13 protein-coding genes are annotated in these 20,081 nt (G+C 71.1%); 3 read left to right on the top strand and 10 right to left on the bottom strand.

Translation table 11 applies throughout. From position 1 onward, the window contains the following. Positions 1-9: 9 nt before the first annotated feature. The 7 genes from CSC62_RS05640 to araD1 form a co-directional block, all read right to left on the bottom strand. On the bottom strand, positions 10-2,118 hold the full coding sequence (locus tag CSC62_RS05640; protein WP_246194216.1) for a glycoside hydrolase family 43 protein: 2,109 nt from the start codon (positions 2,116-2,118) through the stop codon (positions 10-12). Further along, the gene (yjfF, locus tag CSC62_RS05635) at positions 2,115-3,122 is read right to left on the bottom strand and encodes a galactofuranose ABC transporter, permease protein YjfF (protein ID WP_162405191.1); all 1,008 of its coding nucleotides are present in this window, start codon (positions 3,120-3,122) and stop codon (positions 2,115-2,117) included. The genes CSC62_RS05640 and yjfF overlap by 4 nt, the downstream gene beginning before the upstream one ends. Further along, positions 3,119-4,195 carry an ABC transporter permease gene (locus CSC62_RS05630; RefSeq protein ID WP_162405190.1) on the bottom strand — a complete coding sequence of 359 codons (1,077 nt, stop codon included), beginning with the start codon at positions 4,193-4,195 and terminating at the stop codon, positions 3,119-3,121. Before CSC62_RS05630 ends, yjfF begins: the two co-directional genes overlap by 4 nt. Next, entirely contained in the window at positions 4,195-5,694 is a 1,500-nt protein-coding gene (locus tag CSC62_RS05625) for a sugar ABC transporter ATP-binding protein (protein ID WP_162405189.1), read from the bottom strand. The genes CSC62_RS05630 and CSC62_RS05625 overlap by 1 nt, the downstream gene beginning before the upstream one ends. Positions 5,695-5,817: 123 nt before the next feature. Continuing rightward, on the bottom strand, positions 5,818-6,792 hold the full coding sequence (locus tag CSC62_RS05620) for an ABC transporter substrate-binding protein (RefSeq protein ID WP_162405188.1): 975 nt from the start codon (positions 6,790-6,792) through the stop codon (positions 5,818-5,820). Positions 6,793-6,880: 88 nt separating this feature from the next. Continuing rightward, complete coding sequence (locus CSC62_RS05615; protein WP_162405187.1) at positions 6,881-8,320, bottom strand: aldehyde dehydrogenase family protein; 1,440 nt, start codon at positions 8,318-8,320, stop codon at positions 6,881-6,883. Between the two features lie 37 nt (positions 8,321-8,357). Further along, complete coding sequence (araD1, locus tag CSC62_RS05610; RefSeq protein WP_162405186.1) at positions 8,358-9,365, bottom strand: AraD1 family protein; 1,008 nt, start codon at positions 9,363-9,365, stop codon at positions 8,358-8,360. Between the two features lie 119 nt (positions 9,366-9,484). Between araD1 and CSC62_RS05605 the strand changes: the two genes are divergently transcribed. After that, the gene (locus CSC62_RS05605) at positions 9,485-10,465 is read left to right on the top strand and encodes a LysR family transcriptional regulator (protein WP_162405185.1); all 981 of its coding nucleotides are present in this window, start codon (positions 9,485-9,487) and stop codon (positions 10,463-10,465) included. Between the two features lie 45 nt (positions 10,466-10,510). Here the strand turns inward: CSC62_RS05605 and CSC62_RS05600 are convergent, their stop codons facing one another. Then, entirely contained in the window at positions 10,511-11,464 is a 954-nt protein-coding gene (locus tag CSC62_RS05600) for a Gfo/Idh/MocA family protein (protein ID WP_211368936.1), read from the bottom strand. A gap of 152 nt (positions 11,465-11,616) precedes the next feature. Here CSC62_RS05600 and CSC62_RS05595 point away from each other — a divergent pair, with 152 nt between their 5' ends. Together CSC62_RS05595 and CSC62_RS05590 are read left to right on the top strand one after the other, a co-directional pair. Beyond that, positions 11,617-13,341 (top strand): IlvD/Edd family dehydratase, encoded by a 1,725-nt coding sequence (locus CSC62_RS05595; RefSeq protein WP_162405183.1) that lies wholly within the window; start codon positions 11,617-11,619, stop codon positions 13,339-13,341. Positions 13,342-13,446: 105 nt separating this feature from the next. Further along, positions 13,447-15,903: a glycoside hydrolase family 127 protein gene (locus tag CSC62_RS05590; RefSeq protein WP_162405182.1), complete on the top strand. Its 2,457-nt coding sequence runs from the start codon at positions 13,447-13,449 to the stop codon at positions 15,901-15,903. A gap of 39 nt (positions 15,904-15,942) precedes the next feature. Here CSC62_RS05590 and CSC62_RS05585 read toward each other — a convergent pair whose 3' ends face one another. Further along, a complete protein-coding gene (locus CSC62_RS05585) occupies positions 15,943-18,678 on the bottom strand; it encodes a putative bifunctional diguanylate cyclase/phosphodiesterase (protein ID WP_162405181.1) in 2,736 nt (911 codons plus the stop codon). A 5-nt stretch (positions 18,679-18,683) separates the two neighbouring features. Next, the gene (locus CSC62_RS05580) at positions 18,684-19,178 is read right to left on the bottom strand and encodes a type II secretion system protein (RefSeq protein WP_162405180.1); all 495 of its coding nucleotides are present in this window, start codon (positions 19,176-19,178) and stop codon (positions 18,684-18,686) included. Between the last annotated feature and the right edge of the window lie 903 nt (positions 19,179-20,081).

The following is a 20,081-nucleotide window of genomic DNA, read 5'->3' as shown; positions in this document are numbered from 1 at the left end:
CGTCGGTCGTCAGGGAGCGACCGTCCATCGCAGTACGCTGCCGTCGCGACGATCGGGGTGGGCGCCGGGCCGGTCGGCGGCGTATGGTTCACCGCTGCCGGGAACGATGCCCAGGTAGCGACCGGTCTTCAGCGACAGCAGCATGCATTTCCCGCGCAGCAGGTCCTGCCACACGAACAGGCTGTCGACCGACTCCGGCAGCAGGCGCACGTCGGCCGACAGGCCGATCCCGACCACGGTCAGGAAGCCGCTGCCGTCCAGCGCCTCCAGCGCGACCCGGCCGCGGCCCCGATCGTGGACCCGGAAGCGCGCCCCCACTGCCGTCGCCTCGGCCGATCCGGCCGCCACCGGCTGCAGCACGCCCAGCGGATGCGCCCGCGCCACGCTGCCGTCGCCGAGATTGGAAAGCGAAACCACCTGACCGAAGGGAATGTTGCGCGAGCGGTCGGCCAGCGGCTCGTCCACGCGGAAGTCCTCGAAATCGGCATGGCCGCCTTCACCGCCGGTGGTGCTGAAGGCGAACAGCGCATAGCGCGTGCCCTGGAAGGTCTTGAGCTGGTAGGGCAGGCGCACCGGCTCGCCGATGGCCTGGTAATGCTCCCCGTCCAGGCTGTAGGAAAAGCGCGCCAGATCGTCCTCGTAGTCGCCGCTGGCGCGCAGGTGCAGCCTGCCCGGCGGCAAAGACACCTCGACCCGCCGGTCGCCGTGCTGGGCATACCAGCGCAGCACCGCGCCGTCCGCGCCGCGGACCACGCCCAGCCAGGCCGCGGGCATGTTCAGCAAGCCCAGGCCGGCGATGTCGCCAGGCCGCATGCCCGATGGATCGAGCACGGCCGTGGCCACGGATTCGGGCCCGATCACGCGCTGGGTCAGGGTGTTGCGCGCCCACAGGAAGTCGCGCGCCGGCAGCGCGTGCAGGCGCAGCGAGCCTGGCTTGTCGGCCAGCGACCACTTCCCGGGCACCGGCTCATGGTTCCACTGCCACACCGCCGCCAGCCGCGGGCCGGAGAAATCGTCGCTGCGCACGTAGGTGGCGTGCGGGCCGGTCGCCACGCCCACGTCCGGCTTGAACCAGGTACGCGGGCTGCGGCCGAGGTTTCCAGCGATGCCGAAATACGGCCAGCCCTGGTGCCAGGTCACCGGCGAGAGGAAGGTGGTGCGGCCGACGGACTTGAGGTCCATCATCGAGAAGCCCCACCAGTCGCCGTTCGGGAGCTGGACGATCCCGCCCTGGTGCAGCGGCACCGCCCCCATCTCGTTGGGCCCGGGCTTGTGCATCGAGAACGCGGTGGCGCCGGTGGGCACCGGCGTGCGCTGGCCCACGCCATCTTCCCACCAGCCGCGCTGGGTGCCCGAGGTCTCGCTGGCGCTGATGGCCACCGTCTCCCAGGGACCGTCCAGGCGCTCGGCGCGAGCGGCCTGCATCCGCCCCACCGGCGCGTAGTTGGCGCTGATGATGTAATAGCGCCCGTCCACCTTGTAGAAGTGATGGCCCTCGCCCATGCCGTTGCCGGCCGGGATGATCACCCGCTCGCTGCCCTGGACCACGCCGCTCAGGTCTGGCTCGAGTTCGACCAGGCGTACTTCGTTGTAGTCGAACACCGCCCAGACCCGGCCGTCATCGTCGAACAGCACCGACAGGTCGTGAAGGTTGCGGTCCATCGCGGTGCGCGTCCACGGTCCGGCAGGATTGGTGGCCCGCAACACCTGCAGCCCGCGCCCGTTGATGTTGGCGAAGATATGGAACACGCCGTCGTGGTAGCGCAGGCTCGGCGCCCAGATGCCCTGGCCGTAGACGTCCAGGCCCTGCTCCAGCCGGTACTCCGGGCCCGCCGGGAAGTCGGGCATTGCGTAGACCAGGAACTGCCAGTTCACCAGGTCGCGCGACCGCAGCACCGGCAGGCCCGGCACCGCGTGCATGGTGGTACCGGTCATGTAGAACCAGTCGCCGACCCGGATGATGTCCGGATCGGAGAACTCATCGTGGAACAGGGGGTTGGTGTAGGTGCCGTTGCCGTTGTCGGCCATCCAGGTCGTGGCCGCTGCCAGGGCCTGCACCGGCCCCCAGGCCGGCAGGGTGGCCAGCAGCAGGCGCGCGACGACCATGCGCGCGCTCACGCTGTCCGCACCCGGGCAAGCAGCCGCTGCAGCAGGCAGAACGCCAGCAGCAGGGCGCCGATGGCGATCTTCGTCCACCACGAGCTGAGGGTGCCGTCGAAGGCGATCAGGGTCTGGATCAGGCCCAGGATCAGCACCCCGAACACGGTACCGATGACGTAGCCCTGGCCGCCGGCCAGCAGGGTGCCGCCGATCACCACCGCGGCGATCGCGTCCAGCTCCAGGCCGCTGGCGTGCAGGCTGTAGCCGCTGAGCATGTAGAACGTGTACAGCACCCCGGCCAGGGCCGAGCAGAAGCCGCTCAGCGCGTATACCCGCACCAGCACCGAAGTCACTGGCAGGCCCATCAGCAGGGCCGAATGCTCGCTGCCGCCGATCGCGTACACGCTGCGGCCGAAGCGGGTCATGCCCGCCAGCACCGCCCCGGCCGCCACCACCGCCAGCGCGACCAGCGCCCCGGCCGAGAGCGAAGCGCCGCCGCCCAGCGGCAGCCGCCAGTTGGCTACCGCGACGTGGAAGGGATGGGCGATGTCGATCGAGTCCACGCTCACCAGGGTGGCCGCGCCGCGGGCCAGGAACATGCCCGCGAGCGTGACCACGAACGGCTGCAGCCGGTAGCGCTGGATCAGCGTCCCCATCAGCGCGCCGAAGCCGGTGCCCAGCGCCAGGACCACGGCGATCGCCGGCAGCGGATGCCAGCCGTGGCGCTCGACCAGCGCCGCCAGCAGCACCGTGCTGAAGGCGATCACCGCGCCCACCGACAGGTCGATCCCGCCGGTCAGGATCACGAAGGTCATGCCCACCGCCACCACCAGCAGGAAGGCGTTGTCGATGAACAGGTTGAGGAATACCTGCGGCGACAGGAAGCCCTCGTACAGCACCCCGCCGGCGGCGGACATGGCCACGAACAGGGCGATGGTCACCGCCAGCGCCAGCCGGCGCGGGTCGCGCCAGGGCCGGCGGCGGGCCGGCGCTGGCCGCGCCGTGGCGACGGCACCGCTCATGCGCCTTCCCTGGCCGCCGGCCGCAGTACCAACGCCCGTGCCCGGGCGCGGAACTCCGGCGACTGCAGCAAAAGCACCGCCAGCACCAGCACTGCCTTGACCACCAGGTTGACCTGCGGCGGCACGCCGATCGCGTAGATGGTGGTGGTCAGGGTCTGGATGATCAGCGCGCCGACCAGGCTGCCGGCCAGGCTGTAGCGGCCTCCGGCCAGCGAGGTCCCGCCCAGGGCCACCGCCAGGATCGCGTCCAATTCCAGCAGCTGGCCGGCGTTGTTGGCGTCGGCGCTGGCGACGTTGGAGCTGACCAGCAGCCCGGCGAGGCCGGCGCTGAAGGCGCAGAACACGTACGCAGCCAGGGTGATCGCCCGCGCCCGCACCCCGGCCACGTGCGCGGCCACCGGGTTGTGGCCGATCGCGCTGACGAACAGGCCCAGCGCGGTGCGGTCAAGCAGCAGCTTCAACGCCGCGAACACCGCCGCGGCCACGAACACCGCGAACGGCAGGCCGAGCAGGAAGCCGCCGCCGAGGAAGGCATAGGGCGCGTGGTAGATGGTCAGGATCTGGCCGTCGCTGAGCAGCTGGGCGATGCCACGGCCGGCGACCATCAGCACCAGGGTGGCGATGATCGGCTGCAGGCCCAGCTTCACCACCAGCAGGCCGTTCCACAGTCCGCACAGCAGGGCCGCGCCGAGTGCGGCGGCGATCGCGGCGAACAGCGGCGCCAGGCTCTCGCCCCCATTGCCCTGCACCCGGCCCAGGGTCCAGGCCGCGACCGTGGCGGCAATCGCCAGCACCGCGCCGACCGAGATGTCCAGGCCGCGCACCGCGATCACCAGGGTCATGCCCAGCGACACCAGCACCAGCGGCGCGGCGCGGTTGGCGATGTCGACCAGGTTGCCGTAGAGGTGGCCATCGCGCCATTGCAGGGCGAGAAAGCCGGGATTGAGCAGGCCGTTGCCGAGCAGCAGAAGGGCCAGCGCCAGCACCGGCCAGAACAGCGGATGGGCGAACAGCCGCCGCGGCAGCGAAGGCCGCTGCGCCGCCTGTCGCGGAGCGTCGTCGGCGGCGGCCATCAGCCGTGCCCCGCGATCAGGTCCAGCACCTGCTGGCCATCGCTGCCGCCGGGCAGCTCGCCGGCCTTGCGCCGCTCGCGCATGACCGCGATCCGGTCGCCCAGCCGGGTCAGCTCCTCGATCTCGGCGGACACGAACAGCACCGCCATGCCCTCGCGCGCCAGGCGCACCACTTCGGCCATGATTTCCTGCTTGGCGGCGATGTCGATGCCGCGGGTCGGTTCGTCCAGGATAAGCAGCTTCGGCGCGGTCGCCAGCCAGCGCGCCAGCACCACCTTCTGCTGGTTGCCGCCGGACAGCGCGCCGGCCGGCGTCTCGATGTCGCCGGCCTTGATCCCCAGCAGCCGCACGTACTGCCGCGCCAGCTGGCCCTGGCGTGCGCGCGGCAAGGCGCGCCACCAGCCGCGCCGGGCCTGCAGGGCCAGCACGATGTTCTCGCGCACCGACAGGCCGGCGACGATGCCTTCGGTCTTGCGCTCCTCCGGGCACAGGGCCAGGCCGCGGGCGATCGCCTGCGCCGGATGCCTCAGGTCCACCGCCTCCCCGCCGATCCGCAGCTCGCCGCGGTCGCTCCGGTCCAGGCCGAACAGCAGCCGCGCCAGCTCGGTGCGGCCGGAGCCGAGAAGCCCGCCCAGGGCCAGCACCTCGCCGGCGCGCAGCTGCAGGTCCACCGGCTGCAGGCTGCCGCGACGGGCCAGGCCCCGGGCCTCGACCACCACCGGCGCATCGTCGCGCGCTTGCGATGCCGCGCCGCGCCCGGCGGCCAGCGCCACCTCGCGCCCGACCATCGCCGCCACCAGCGCCGCCTGCGGCAGCTGCGCCGGCAGGTATTCGCCGACCAGGGCACCGTTGCGCAGCACGGTGATCCGGTCGGACACCGCATAGACCTGGTCGAGGAAGTGGGTGACGAACAGGATCGCCATGCCGCGCCCGCGCAGCCGCCGCATCACCGCGAACAGCGCCTGCACCTCGTCCTCGTCCAGGCTGGAGGTCGGCTCGTCCAGGATCAGCACCCGCGCCGATACGCCCAATGCCCTTGCGATCGCCACCATCTGCTGCACCGCCACCGGGAAGCCGGCCAGCGGCAGGTCCACGTCGAGGTCCAGGTCCAGTTCGCGCAGCAGGGCGCGGGCGCCTGCGCGCACCTGCTTCCAGTCGACCAGGCCGAGCCGGGTGCGCGGGTAGCGGCCGGCGTACAGGTTCTCGGCCACCGACAGGTTCGGGCACAGGTTCACTTCCTGGTAGACCGTGCTGATTCCCGCCTGCTGCGCCTGCAGCGGCGTGGCCGGTGCGATGGCGCGGCCGTCCAGCGCGATGGCGCCGGCGTCGGGCGTCTCCACCCCGGTGAGCAGCTTGATCAGGGTCGACTTGCCGGCCCCGTTCTGGCCCATCAGGGCGTGGATCTCGCCCGCGCGCAGTTCCAGCGCGGCGCCGTCCAGGGCCAGGGTGGCGCCGTAGCGCTTGCGCAGGCCTTCGGCGCGGAGGATGGCATCGCTCATGGCCCGGCCCTCATCCGGCGCTGCGCGCCACCTTCTCCCGGCGGGAGAAGGGAAAGCATGTCGTTCCTTCTCCCGCCGGGAGAAGGTGCCCGAAGGGCGGATGAGGGCGAAGCTGCACGCCGCTCAGTACCTGCGGTTCGGCAGTTCCGCCGCCGCCTGGTCGCGGGTGAACACGCCCTCCTCGACCATCACCCGCTTCGGCACCTCCCTGCCGGCATGCACATCGCGCACCAGCTGCGCCAGCTGCGCGCCGAGCAGCGGATTGCACTCGACCGTGGCGTTGAGCTTGCCGGCCTTCATCGCCTCGAACGCGCCGCGCACGCCGTCGATGGAGACGATGCGGATGTCCTGGCCCGGCTTCAGTCCGGCCTCCTCGATCGCCTGGATCGCGCCGATGGCCATGTCGTCGTTGTGCGCGAACAGCACGTCGATCCTGTTGTTCTCGGCCTTGAGGAAGGCCTCCATCACTTCCTTGCCCTTGGCCCGGGTGAAGTCGCCGCTCTGCGAGCGCACGACCTGGAAGCGGCTGTCGCCTTCGATCACTTCCTTGAACCCGCGCATGCGGTCGTTGGCTGGGGCCGAGCCGACCGTGCCCTGCAGTTCGGCCACCCGAATCGGGCCGGCCGTTCCCTGGCTGTCGTCGATCAGCCAGCGCGCCGCGCGCCGGCCCTCCTCGACGAAGTCCGAGCCGATCAGGGTGGCGTACAGCGACTCGTCCGAGACCTTGACCGCGCGGTCGGTCAGCACCACCGGGATGCCGGCGGCCTTGGCCTCGCGCAGCACCGTCTCCCAGCCGGACTCGACCACCGGCGAGAACGCGATCACGTCCACCTTCTGGGCGACGAAGCTGCGCAGGGCCTTGATCTGGTTCTCCTGCTTCTGTTGGGCGTCGGAGAACTTCAGCCGGAACTCCGGCGCGGCCAGCGCCTCCTTCACCGAGCGGGTGTTGGCGGTGCGCCATTCGCTCTCGGCGCCGACCTGGCTGAAGCCGACGGTGATCGCGTCGCCGCCCGCGGCCTGGCCACCTTCGCCGCCGCCGCCCGAGCACGCGGCCAGCGCCATCGCACAGAACGCCGCCGTCGCAAGAAACCTGTTCATCGCTCCCTCCCGATTCGTTGTGGATCCGCCGCCCTTCGCGGGCAGGCTACCGCACGCCCTCCAGCGCACGGCAGCCGCGGATGCGGCCTCAGGCCGCGGTGTAGGCGGTCTTGACCGTGGTGTAGAACTCCACCGCGTAGCGGCCCTGCTCGCGCGGACCATAGCTGGACGCCTTGCGCCCGCCGAACGGCACGTGCGGGTCCACGCCTGCGGTCGGCAGGTTGACCATCACCATGCCCGCCTGGGCGTGGCGCTTGAAGTGGGTGGCGTGCCTGAGCGAGGTGGTGCAGATGCCGGCGCACAGGCCGAACTCGGTATCGTTGGCCAGCGCCAGCGCGTGGTCGTAGTCGTCGGCGCGCAGCACCGCCGCCACCGGGCCGAAGATCTCCTCGCGCGCGATCCGGTCCGTGGGCCTGGCCGCGAACAGGGTCGGTGCCAGGAAGTGGCCCCGGGTCTTCCACTCCACGCGTTCGCCGCCAGCCAGCAGTTCGCCGCCATCGTCGTGGCCGGCCCGGATGTAGCCCAGGTCGGTATCCAGCTGCGCCTGGCTGGCGACCGGGCCGATGTCCACGCCTGGCTCCAAAGGATCGCCGACCTTCACCTTGGCCAGCCGCGCCTGCATCTTGGCCACGAACGCGTCGTACACCGCGTTCTCCACGATCAGCCGGCTGGAGGCGGTGCAGCGCTGGCCTGTGGAGAAGAACGCGCCGTTGACCGCGCATTCCACCGCCTTGTCCAGGTCGGCGTCAGCCAGCACCACCAGCGGGTTCTTGCCGCCCATCTCCATCTGCACCTTGAGCGCGCGCGCGGCGGCCTGCTTCAACAGGGCGTGGCCGGTGGGCACCGAGCCGGTGAAGGTCAGCGCATCCAGGCCCTTGTGTTCGATCATCGCCTGGCCGACGGTGCGGCCGCTGCCCAGGACCATGTTGAACACGCCCTCCGGCAGGCCGGCGCGGGAGAGGATCTCGGCGATCGCCCAGGCGCAGCCGGGCACGATCTCGGCCGGCTTGAACACCACGGTATTGCCGTAGGCCAGGGCCGGGGCGATCTTCCAGGCCGGGATCGCCAGTGGGAAGTTCCAGGGCGCGATGATGCCGACCGTGCCGACCGGCTCGCGGGTGATCTCCACGTCCACGCCCGGCCGGGTCGAGGCCAGCTTCTCGCCGGGGATGCGCAGGGCCTCGCCGGCGAAGAACTTGAAGATCTGCCCGGCGCGGGCGGCTTCGCCGATGCTCTCGGCCAGGGTCTTGCCCTCCTCGCGCGCCAGCAGCCGGCCCAGTTCCTCCTTGCGGGCGAGGATCTCGCTGCCGACCGCGTCGAGGATGTCGGCGCGCTGCTGCGGGTTGGACAGCGCCCACTTCGGCGCGGCCGCGGCCGCCGCGTCCACCGCCTGCGCGGCGCGCGCGGCGTCGAGCGTGCCGTAAAGGCCGACCGGGCTGGCCAGGTCGGACGGATTCTCGTCGGCGTGGCCGCCGTCGCCCTCGACCCACTGGCCGGCGATGAGACTGCTGAAGCGCGGTTCGCTCACGATGGTTCTCCTGTTGCCTGTTGCGGTCGCGCCGCGGTCACAGCGCGCGCACCCCACCGGCGGCGAAACCCGCGGCGACCGTGCGCAGCGGATTGGCCAGCGGCGCGCCCAATTCCGGCAGCGCGATCTCGAACACGTCGCCCGGCTGCGCGCGCACGCCGTCGGCGAAGCTGAGGGTGGCGGTGCCGAAGAAGTGCAGGTGGACGTCGCCCGGGCGCCGGTGCGCGGGGTACTTGAAGTGGTGGTATTCCAGGTTCTCCAGCGAATGGCACATGTTGGCCTCGCCGGTGACGAAGGGCTTCTCCCACACCACCGCACCATCGCGGCGCAGGCGGCTGGTCCCGCGCAGGTCGGCCGGCAAGGCGCCGGTGCGCAGCTCCGGGCCGATCGCGCAGGCGCGCAGCTTGGAGTGGGCCAGGTACAGGTAGTTCTGGCGCTCGGTGACGTGGTCGGAGAACTCGTTGCCGATGGCGAAGCCGAGCCGGTGCGGGGTGCCGTCGGGACCGATCAGGTACAGCCCGACCAGTTCCGGCTCCTCGCCGCCGTCCAGGGCGAAGTCCGGCGATTCCAGTTCCGCGCCCGGCGCGGCCACGATCGCGCCGTCGCCCTTGTAGAACCATTCCGGCTGCGCGCCCGCGGTGCCCGGTGCCGGGATGCCGCCCTCCACGCCCCACTGGAACATGCGCATGGAGTCGGTCAGGGTGCCGGCCTGGGCCTGCTGCTGCAGGTTCTGGTGCATGGCGTCGCGGGCTGCGGCGCTGCCCAGGTGGGTCAGGCCGGTGCCGGTGACCAGGCAGTGCGCCGGGTCCGGATGGTGCAGGGGGCTGAGCACCCGGCGCTCGCGCAGCAAGGTGGCGTAGTCGAGCCGGGTGGCGCCGGGCGCCGCGGCGGCTTCCTCATCGAGGCCGCGGCCGGCGGCGATCGCCGCGCTCGCCAGCGCGTACACGCTGTGCGGGGCGTCGAGCACCCGTACCTGGCCGCCGTCGGCATCGACGACGCCCACACGCGTGTTGCCCGAATCGTCCCGCAGCTGGATCAGTCGCATCGGCCGTGCCTGCCCTCGACAGTGATGGGAGAGGACACGCCACCCCAGGGGGGACGGGGCGAAAACGCGTGCCTGATCGGATTGTGCCGACTGGACGCATATGCATCCAATCGAAATTCATGCTTAACATATACAAACATCAATATCGATGGAGATCGACGGTGCAATCCATCCCCTGGTTCGTGCGCGCCCGGCTCAAGACCCGGCAGCTGATGCTGCTGATCGCCATCGACGAGGAAGGCAACATCCACCGCGCCGCCGAGACCCTGGCCATGTCCCAGCCGGCCGCCTCCAAGCTGCTCAAGGACCTGGAGGAGATGATGGGGGTGCCGCTGTTCGAGCGGCTGCCGCGCGGGATGCGCCCGACCTGGTATGGCGAGACCATGATCCGCCACGCCCGCATCGCCCTCTCCAGCCTCGCCGAGGCCGGGGCGGAGATCGAGGCGCTCAAGGGCGGCTGGTCCGGCAGCGTGGCGATCGGCGCGATCGCCGGTCCGGCGATGACCCTGCTGCCGCCGGCGCTGGCGCGGATCACCAGCCAGCACCCGGACCTGCGGGTGTCCCTGCTGGTGGAAAGCAGCGACGTCCTGCTCGAGCGGCTGGAGCAGAACCGGATCGACTTCCTGGTCGGGCGCCTGTTCGAGCGCCACGACAAGCGCCACCTGCACTACCAGGCGCTGGCCGAGGAGGAGGTGTGCGCGATCGCCCGCCCCGGCCATCCTTTGCTGTCGGTGCAGGACCCGGGCCTGGCCGAACTGGCCGCGGCGCGCTGGATCGTGCCGCCGGAAGGCAGCGTCCTGCGCCACCGCTTCGAGCTGATGTTCCGCAGCGCCGGGCTGCAGCCGCCGCGGCAGGTGGTGGCCACCGCCGCGCTGATGTTCCTGACCAAGATGCTGCACGAGAGCGACTACCTGGCCGTGGTCCCGGTGGACGTGGCCCGGCACTACGCCCAGTTCGGCATGGTCGGGATCGTGCCGGTGGAGCTGTCGTGCAGGATGGACTCGTTCGGGATCATCACCCGCACCGACTGGCTGCTCTCGCCCGGCGCGCGCACCGTGCTGGAGGCGATGCAGGCGACCGCCGCGGAGGTCTACGGCTGAGCGTGGCGGGCTGCGGCGGGACGCACCGCCGCCCGTTGCCGCCGGTCAGTCGTGGAAGGCCTCCACGACCTTGCGCCGGCCCAGCAGGAAGGCGTCGGCGACGTGGCGCAGGGGCGCCAGATCGACGTCCGAACGGCCGGCCGCGATGATCTCGGCGAAGCGCTCGTACAGCCTCGGGTATTCCCGTTCCGGCTGCTCGTGCACCAGCCGGCCGTCGATCGACAGCCGGGCACCGCCTTCGGACAACAGCATCTCGCCGGCATCGGTGCGGGCGACGATGTCCCAGCTCTGGCGGCCGGTCTGGCGCCAGTCGAACTCGGCCTCCAGGTCCAGGCCCTCGGCGTCGGTGAAGGCGATCGAGGCGGCGATCGGGGCTTCGCGGTTCTCCGGGAATTCCAGGGTCGCGGCGGTGGCGAACACCGGCCGCGGCAGGATCCGGGTGACGATCGACAGCGCGTTGATGCCCGGATCGAACACCCCCAGGCCGCCGGCCTGCCAGATCCAGTCCTGGTTGGGATGCCACTGGCGCACGTCCTCCTTCCAGACCACCCGCATCGAGCGGATCCGGGTGCCGGCCAGGAATTCCCGGGCCGCCTCCACCGCCGGCGCGTAACGCGAATGCCAGCTGGCGAACAGCGACACCCGGTGGGCGTCGGCCAGCGCCTGCAGGTCGGCGACCTCCGACAGGGTCGCGCCCGGCGGCTTCTCCAGGAACACGTGCTTGCCGGCGGCCAGCGCCTTCACCGCCGCCGCGTGGCGGTACTGCGGCGGCATGCACAGGGAGACCGCGTCGATCGACGGCAGAGCCGCCAGCATCTCGTCGATGGTGGTGAAGTTGTCGATGCCCTCGACCCGGCCGTGGCGGCTGGCCGCGGCCACCAGCCGGTAGTCCGCGTTGCCGGCCACCGCCGGCAGGTGCTGGTCGCGCACGATCTTGCCGATGCCCACGATTGCCAGGTTGATCTTCGCCACGGGTGTCTTCCTCCAGGGAGCGATCATCGATACGCGATCATGTATCGATAGATCGGATATTGTTATTTTTACAATATCAATATGCCCGGTAGCATCCCGCCGGTAAAGGGGTCCGATGCCTGCAGCACGGGCGGCGCCACCCCGGCCATCCACCCTCCGGGCAGGGACCCCGACCGCACATGAGCGACTCCAGGAAACCGCCTTTCCGCAGCCAGCAGTGGTTCGGCCGCGACGGCAAGCAGGGGTTCTACTACCGCAGCTGGCTCAAGGGCCTGGGCCTGCCGCACGACCTGTTCGACGGCCGCCCGGTGATCGGCATCTGCAACACCTGGTCGGAACTGACTCCCTGCAATTCCTCGTTCCGGGAGCTGGCCGAGCACGTCAAGCGCGGGGTCTACGAGGCCGGCGGCTTCCCGCTGGAATTCCCGGTGATGTCGCTGGGCGAGACCCAGGTCCGGCCAACGGCCATGCTGTTCCGCAACTTGGCCTCAATGGACGTGGAGGAATCGATTCGCGCCAACCCCATCGACGGCGTGGTCCTGCTGATGGGCTGCGACAAGACCACGCCCTCGCTGCTGATGGGCGCGGCCAGCGTCGACCTGCCGACCATAGGCGTTTCCGGCGGGCCGTCGCTGTCGGGCAACTGGCGCGGCCGGCCGGTCGGCTCGGGCACGGGCGTGATCGAGATGTCGGAGATGGTCCGCGCCGGCACCCTGTCGCAGGCCGAGTTCACCGAGGCCGAGGCCTGCATGCAGCGCTCCAAGGGCAGCTGCATGACCATGGGCACCGCCTCGACGATGGCCAGCATGGTCGAGGCCCTGGGGATGTCGCTGCCGGAGAACGCGGCGATCCCGGCGGTGGATTCGCGCCGTTTCCGCCTGGCCCACCTGTCCGGCCGGCGGATCGTGGAGATGGTGCGCGAGGACCTGCGCATGTCGAAGGTGCTGACCCGCGAGGCGTTCGCCAACGCGATCCGGGCCAACGCCGCGATCGGCGGCTCGACCAACGCGGTGATCCACCTGCTGGCGATCGCCGGGCGCCTGGGCGTGCCGCTGTCGCTGGAGGACTGGGACGCGATCGGCTCGCGCCTGCCGTGCCTGGTCAACCTCAAGCCGTCGGGCCAGTACCTGATGGAGGACTTCTACTACGCCGGCGGCCTGCCGGCGGTGCTGCGCGAGATCTCGCAGCACCTGGACCTGGATGCGCTGACCGTCACCGGCCGCAGCCTGGGCGAGAACATCGCCGATGCGCCGTGCTGGAACCAGGACGTGATCCGGCCGCTGGACCAGCCGCTGCGTCCCGAAGCCGGCATCGCCGTGCTGCGCGGCAACCTGGCCCCCGACGGCGCGGTGATCAAGCCGTCGGCGGCCTCGCCGCACCTGCTCAGGCATCGTGGCCGGGCGGTGGTGTTCGAGGACATCGAGGACTTCAAGGCGCGCATCGACGACGAGGCGCTGGACATCGACGAGACCTGCGTGATGGTGCTGAAGAACTGCGGCCCGCGCGGGTATCCCGGCATGGCCGAGGTCGGCAACATGCCGCTGCCGCCCAAGCTGCTGCGCCGCGGCGTCACCGACCTGGTGCGCATCTCCGACGCGCGCATGAGCGGTACCGCCTACGGCACCGTGGTCCTGCATGTGTCGCCGGAAGCGGCCGCGGGCGGGACGCTGGCGCTGGTGCGCGAAGGCGACTTCATCGAGCTGGATGTCGCCGCCCGGCGCCTGCACCTGGACGTGGCCGAAGACGAGCTCGCCCGCCGCCGTGCCGGGTGGACACCGCTGCCGGCACCCGCGCGTGGCTGGGCCAAGCTCTACGTCGACCACGTCCAGCAGGCCCACCTGGGCGCCGACCTGGACTTCCTGGTCGGCGGCAGTGGCGGTGATGTCACCCGCGACTCGCACTGAATTCCGGGGTTGCCCCGCCCCTTCGCCGGCCCGGAACGGAACTCCCGTGGGGGGCGGGGACTTTTTCCCGACGCCTGTACCGGCGTGTTGCGGGCATCCCCCGCCATGAGGCCGCACGGCCGCGACGTGGACGGCGACCGGCGCCGGCTGGTCGCCGCGCTCGTGCCGGCGGCGCTGCTGCCGCTGGCTCCCCTGTCCCTGGCGCGTGCCGTGGCCACGCCCGTGGCGCGCGGCCCGCTGCAGTTCGCCCCGCTCGCCGACGTGCACCTGTCGTCCGGGCCTTTCGCCCATGCCAGCGCGCTCAACCTCCGCTACCTGGCCGCACTGGACATGGACCGGCTGCTGGCGCCGTGCCGGCGCGAGGCAGGCCTGCCCTCGCCCGCACCCGCGTATCCGAACTGGGAGTCGATGGGCCTGGACGGGCATACCGCAGGGCACTACCTCTCCGCACTGGCGCAGCAGGCGGCCCAGGGCGATACGCGGATGCGCGACCGCCTCGACTACATGGTCGCCGCCATCGCCGAATGCCAGCGCGCCCACGGCGACGGCTACGCCGGCGGCGTGCCCGGCGGGCGGAAACTGTGGGCGCGCATCGCCGCCGGCGACTTCACCGCCGAGTCCTTCTCGCTGGAAGGGGCGTGGGTGCCGTTCTACAACCTGCACAAGACCTTCGCCGGCCTGCGCGACGCCTGGTGGCTGGCCGGCCACCGCCAGGCACGCGAGGCCCTGGTCGGGTTCGCCGACTGGGTGGAGCGGCTGGTTGCCAACCTGGACGACCGCCGGTTGCAGCGCGTGCTCGACACCGAACATGGCGGCATGAACGAGGTGCTCGCCGACGTGTACGCCATCACCGGCGAACGCCGCTACCTGGCGCTGGCGCGGCGCTTCTCGCACCGTGCCCTGCTCGACCCGCTGCTGCGCCGCGAGGACGCGCTCGACGGCCTGCATGCCAATACCCAGATCCCGAAGGTCATTGGCTTTGCCCGGATCGGCGAACTCGACGGCGACGAGGCGTGGATCGACGCGGCGCGGTTCTTCTGGGAGCGCGTGGCCCTGCACCGCAGCATCGCCTTCGGTGGCAACAGCGTGCGCGAGCACTTCAACCCCGCCGCCGACTTCGCGCCGATGGTCCAGTCGCGCGAGGGTCCGGAGACCTGCAACAGCTACAACATGCTCAAGCTCACCCTGCTGCTGGAACGGCTGCGCCCGGACCCGCGGCACGCGGACTTCTACGAGCGCACGCTGTTCAACCACGTCCTCTCCTCGCAGCACCCCGGACACGGCGGGCTGGTCTACTTCACCCCGATCCGCCCGCGCCACTACCGCGTCTATTCGCAACCGCAGGAATGCTTCTGGTGCTGCGTGGGCAGCGGCCTCGAGAACCACGGCCGCCACGCCGCCTTCGCCTACTCCCGTGGCGACGGCGTGCTGCGGGTCAACCTGTACATGGACTCGCAGCTGGACTGGGCCGAACGGGGCCTGCAGCTGCGACAGCGCACCGCCTTCCCCGAAGAGCCGCGCACCGCGCTGCGGCTGTCGCTGCAGCGCGCGCAGTCGTTCGCGCTGGAGCTGCGCCATCCGCACTGGCTGCACGGACCACTACGGGTGAAAGTCAACGGACGCCCGTGGCCGCTGCATTCGACGCCATCCTCGTACGCGCGCATCGAGCGCCGCTGGAGGAACGGCGACCGGGTCGAGGTCGAACTCCCGATGCACACGCGGATCGAAGCCCTGCCCGACGGCTCGGAGTGGGTCGCGGCCATGCATGGTCCATTGCTGCTGGCCGCGCGCACCGGGGACGAGGGGATCGATGGCCTCATCGCCGATGCCGGCCGCGGCAGCCACATCGCGCCCGGCGCCTACCTGCCGCTGGATGCCGCGCCGATGCTGGTCGGCGATCGCGATGCGCTGGCGGGCGGGATCACGCCGCTGCCCGCCCGGCCGCTGGCATTCGGCGCCGACGCGCTGGTGCAGCCGGCGACGTTCCGCGGGCTGCGCCTGGAGCCGCTGTACCGCATCCACGATGCGCGCTACATGGCGTACTGGCGCACCACCACGGCGGCCGGATACCCGGCCGTGGTCGCGTCGATCGAAGCGGCCGAGCGGGAGCGGCAGGCGCTGGACGCACGCACTCTGGACCAGGTGCAACCGGGTGAGCAGCAACCGGAAGTCGAACATGGCTACGAGGGACAGGATTCGTCGACCGGCATGCTGCTGGGTCGCCGCTGGCGCGATGCCGGCCGCGCGTTCTCCTACCGGTTGCGGGCCCCGCACGGCCACGCCGGCGGCGTGCCGCTGGCGTTGCGGCTGGGCCTGTTCGGCGGCGACTGGCAGGTGGCGATGGACGTCGAGGTCGACGGCCTGGTGGTGGGGACGGTCCAGCTCGACGGCTCGGGCACCGACGACTTCCTCGCGCGCGAAATCGCCCTGCCCGACGCGCTGGCCAGGACTGCCCGCGCGCGTGACGGCATCCAGGTGCGCATGCGCGCGCGCGACGGAAGGCGAACCGCCCGCCTGTTCGAACTGCGGCTGGTCGAGCAGCCGCCGGTCACGCCGGAATAGCCGGCGCCCCGCGCGCGCACGCCACGCGGCGTGCAACGCTCAGGCCGTCGCCGGGGGCGCGCCACCCTGCCGGTGCCGCAGCTCGACCGAACACGCGCCGGGCTCCAGCGGCGGGTAGTACACATAGCCCTGCACGACATGGCACCCCAGTGCGTCGAGAAGCCGCACGTGGGCCATCGATTCGACGCCCTCGGCGACGAGCTTCTTGTCCAGCGCCTTGGCCAGGGCAACGATCGAGCGCACCACGGCCATCGATGCCCGGTCCTGGCCGAGGTGGGCCATGAACGCACGGTCGATCTTGAGCGTGTCGATCGGCAGGCGGGTCAGGTAGGCGAGCGACGAGTAGCCGGTGCCGAAGTCGTCGATCGCCACGGTGGCGCCGGCCTCGCGGATCGCCCGCAGCTGCTGCAGGGCGACGCCGCCGCCGCTGACCAGCAACGATTCGGTCACCTCGATCTCCAGGTCGCGCCAGTGGATCCCGTACTCGTCCACGGCGCGCGCCAGCACCTCCAGCAGGTTGCCCGTGCGCAACTGGTGGCTGGACACGTTGATCGCCATGAGCCCCGGATCGATGCCCTCCGATTTCCAGGCGGCCAGCTGCCGGCAGGCCCGTCCGAGTACGAACGCGCCGAGCTCCTCGATCAGGCCGCACTCCTCGGCCATGCCGATGAACGTGTCCGGGGCGATGCGCCCGCGGGTCGGGTGGGTCCATCGCGCCAGCGCCTCGGTGCCGACGATGCGTCCCGTGCGTCCGTCCACCCGCGGCTGGTAGTGCACCTCCAGCAGGCCCGCCCGGATGGCCGCGCGCAGGTCGTTCTCCAGCCGCACCCGGTTCAGCGCCGCCTCGTTCATGCCCTCGTCGAAGAAGGCCATCCGCCCGCCACCGGACTTCTTTGCCCGGTACATCGCCAGGTCCGATTTGTGGACCAGTTCGTGGGCCTGCCGGCCATGCGCGGGATACATCGCCACGCCGGCACTGAAGCCGACGACCAGCTCGGTACCGTGCGCCGCGACCGGGGCCTCGAAGGACGCGGCCAGGTCGGCGGTGATGCGCGCGGCGTCGGCCGGCGAGTGCAGGTGGCGGAGGATGGCGAAGAACTCGTCGCCGCCGAACCGGGCCAGGAAGCTGTCGGGTCCGATGCCCTGCCGGATCCGCTCGCTGGCGTGCACGAGGACCAGGTCGCCCTGGGCGTGGCCGAGGCCATCGTTGATCGCCTTGAACCGGTCGAGGTCGATGAACACCGCGGCGAAGATCTCGCCGCTGGCCGCGGCGCTGTCGATCGCCAGCGCCAGCGCCTCCAACGCCGCCAACCGGTTGGCCAGGCCGGTGAGCGGGTCGTGCCGCGCCTGGAACCGGAGCAGGTCCTCGTGTTCTTCCATCGCGAGCGCGACGGCGATGCGTTCGGCCAGTTCACGCACTTCGAGCAGGACCTGCTCGCCGGGTGCCGTACCGGCATCGCAGGCCAGCGCGATCCACGCCCGCGACTGGTCGCGATGGCCCAGCGCGAGCACCAGGACGTCGGTGACCCCGTGCTGCCGGAAGCCGTCGCCGACCTCGCGCATCGGCGTCCAGGCCCCCGGTTCCAGTGCATAGGCGGCTTCGTGCATCGGATCCTGCACCGCTGCATCGGCTTCCACCTGGGCCTGGCCGCGCATGCGCAGGAAATGCCGCCGGGGCGCGGTCGGGTCGGGCCCGGGCAGGGACAGGCCGATGCCGGCCACGCCGGTGATCGCGAGGATGCGCGCAATGACCATGTCGACCACGGCGGCCGAGGGCATCCGGTCGAGGATCAGGCGATCGATCTGCGACAGGGTCCGCAGCGTGTCCAGCTGCCGGCGGATCCGGCCCTCCATGTCGTCGAAGGCGTGGGTGAGCGCGCCGAACTCGTCCTCCGCGAGCGCGTCCACCGGCTGCGCCGCGCCCTGCCCCACCCCGCGGATCCGGTCCATCAGCCGCTCCAGCGGGACCAGGATCCGGCGGATCTCGATCGAGCTGAGCATCAGCACCAGCAGCAGCAGGCCCACGGCCAGCGGCGCCAGGACGTTCGCGTAGCTCGCCAGTACCGGCTGCCGTTCGCCCGCTCCCGTCACCCGCCACGATCCGGCGCCGAAGGCGGGCTCCAGGAACAGGTCCCACGCGTCGTGGATCGCCGAGGCGGGCAGGTCTGCCTCGGCCAGGTCGCCATGGCAGTGCAGCCGCTGGTTGCCGGCATGCACGCAGATGCGGCCATCGAAGGCCTGGTCGTCGCTGTCACCCCACAGGAAGCCGGTGCGCAGCACCCCCGCGAGCAGGTACTCACCCTCCGCGCCGTGGCGCCGGTCCAGCAGGACGACCCGGGGGGCGTCGGCCGCGGTGTCGTCCGGCGCCAGCAGGACAAGCTTCACGGCAGGACCGTGCGCGGCTGCATGCCGTGCCAGCCGTTGGCCCAGGCCGGAACCGGGTCCACCCGCAAGCGGCAGCGGCACGATCTCGATCCGTACGAAGAACGGCCGCAGCAGGGCGCCATCGCCGGCGATCGAGCCGTCCTCGACCGCCACCCGCTCCAGCAACGCGCGGGCCGAATCGAGGCGTTCGAACAGGCTCAATGCGTAGTGCTTGATCTCGGTGCGGAGTGCGGCATGGCTCGAGGCCAGCGCATTGGCCGAGGCCGTCCGCCAGGCCAGCCACGACACCGCGACCGCGGGCACCACGACGGCCACGCAGAACGTCAGGAAGATCCGCCTCCCCAGCCTGCTGCGCAGGAACGTCCCTTCGATCCAGCGGGGCAGGTGCATGCGGCTCAGAAATCCGCAGCCGGGCCGATGTAAGCGCCGTCGCGGGCGCGGATCACATCGTCCAGGCTGTCCTTCTGGCTCACCTGCGGCTTGAACACCCCGTCCTTGCCGGCGCTGAAAAGGTCGTAGTCGCTGTTCAGCGGATTGAGGCGCTTGTCCTTGCGCGCCGCCCCCTTGCCCTTCACCGCTTCCAGGTTCGTGTAGTGGTACGGGCGTCGCCACGGGTCGAGCAGGGCGCCCTTGCCGACATCCGCCAGCGAATCGGGCAGGACGCCATCGTGGGCGTTCCGGTACCGCAGGATCAGCACTTCCATCTCCGCGATGTCCGCCGCCGCGGCCGCGCTCCTGGCGCGATCGACGTACTGGCTGAACTGGCCCGCGGCCAGGATCGCCATGACCGCGACCACGGCGATGGCGAACATCAGCTCGAGCAGGGTAAAGCCCGCCCCCGGGTGGTTGAGAGGACGCCCGGGCGGACGGAAGCGGGTTGTGCGGTTCATTCCTGCCTGTCTGGTAAGCGATCGAGCCAGATCCCGGCGACTCCATGCCGGGCACCCGGATAGCATCCAGAGGCGTTCCATCACCCCACGCGCGGCGTCAAGCCGGCGAGCGCCGCAGCGACGCGAAGTGCACCTGCATGCGCGCCAGGGCCCAGTATCGGGAAAGGGCCGTGACGAAACAGAGATCGGCCCGCGGCGCGCCGACTTGAGCTTCGAGGCGGTACCCCACCTGAACCAGCCGGTCCAGCGGCGCGACCCCGTACCCGCTGGACGCGCCGCGCGGGGCGACGCCTGGCGACGCGCGGCCGCCCGTCCGTCCACGCTTGAAACCCGCTCAACGACGAAGGGGCGCACAGAAGCGAGAAAGCCGTCCTGCAGGACGGCTTGTCGTATCGTGCGTGGAACGTCGACCAGTCGAGAAGGGCCGTGCCGGCTTCTTCGAGTGGTGGGCGGTACAGGGTTCGAACCTGTGACCCCTACCATGTCAAGCTAAGGTGACTCTATGGAAATCAGTGAGTTAGGCAATCAGGAGGCGGCCGGCGACGCCTTGGAAACAGCGGCGGATGCGGGCGCTCGTGTCAGTTGCGTGTGAGTCGCCCCATCCTCGCCATCACCCACCGCTCCACATGCCGCTTCCCCTGCTCCACTGACCCGCACACACCCTCCAGCGGCGGCAGGGGCGCCCTCTTCCGGCCCCGGCCGATCGACACCCTCCCCGCCCGCACGGTCGCCACGCACCCGTAGTTGTAGAACAGGCGCGACCCCTCGGGACCATCGTGCCATCGGTAGCTGTCGGGGAGCATGCCGACAGGATACGCGCGGCCGTCGCTCAGGAAGAGACCAGCGCCGCGCGGGGTGGGAGGGCCTGGACTCCGAGGGTCGGCACCGCGCGGTGCTGGCCCC

This window comes from Pseudoxanthomonas jiangsuensis, assembly GCF_010093185.1.
Taxonomy (GTDB): domain Bacteria; phylum Pseudomonadota; class Gammaproteobacteria; order Xanthomonadales; family Xanthomonadaceae; genus Pseudoxanthomonas; species Pseudoxanthomonas jiangsuensis.
This window is presented reverse-complemented; position numbering and strand designations above follow the sequence as displayed.

Bases quoted from the DNA above. Each gene is read 5' to 3' on its own strand.
- yjfF (WP_162405191.1), bottom strand. From the start codon at position 3,122: ATGAGCGGTGCCGTCGCCACGGCGCGGCCAGCGCCGGCCCGCCGCCGG.
- CSC62_RS05620 (WP_162405188.1), bottom strand. From the start codon at position 6,792: ATGAACAGGTTTCTTGCGACGGCGGCGTTCTGTGCGATGGCGCTGGCC.
- CSC62_RS05595 (WP_162405183.1), top strand. From the start codon at position 11,617: ATGAGCGACTCCAGGAAACCGCCTTTCCGCAGCCAGCAGTGGTTCGGC.
- CSC62_RS05580 (WP_162405180.1), bottom strand. From the start codon at position 19,178: ATGAACCGCACAACCCGCTTCCGTCCGCCCGGGCGTCCTCTCAACCAC.
- CSC62_RS05590 (WP_162405182.1), top strand. From the start codon at position 13,447: ATGAGGCCGCACGGCCGCGACGTGGACGGCGACCGGCGCCGGCTGGTC.
- araD1 (WP_162405186.1), bottom strand. From the start codon at position 9,365: ATGCGACTGATCCAGCTGCGGGACGATTCGGGCAACACGCGTGTGGGC.
- CSC62_RS05600 (WP_211368936.1), bottom strand. From the start codon at position 11,464: ATGATCGCTCCCTGGAGGAAGACACCCGTGGCGAAGATCAACCTGGCA.
- CSC62_RS05630 (WP_162405190.1), bottom strand. From the start codon at position 4,195: ATGGCCGCCGCCGACGACGCTCCGCGACAGGCGGCGCAGCGGCCTTCG.
- CSC62_RS05625 (WP_162405189.1), bottom strand. From the start codon at position 5,694: ATGAGCGATGCCATCCTCCGCGCCGAAGGCCTGCGCAAGCGCTACGGC.
- CSC62_RS05585 (WP_162405181.1), bottom strand. From the start codon at position 18,678: ATGCACCTGCCCCGCTGGATCGAAGGGACGTTCCTGCGCAGCAGGCTG.
- CSC62_RS05605 (WP_162405185.1), top strand. From the start codon at position 9,485: ATGCTTAACATATACAAACATCAATATCGATGGAGATCGACGGTGCAA.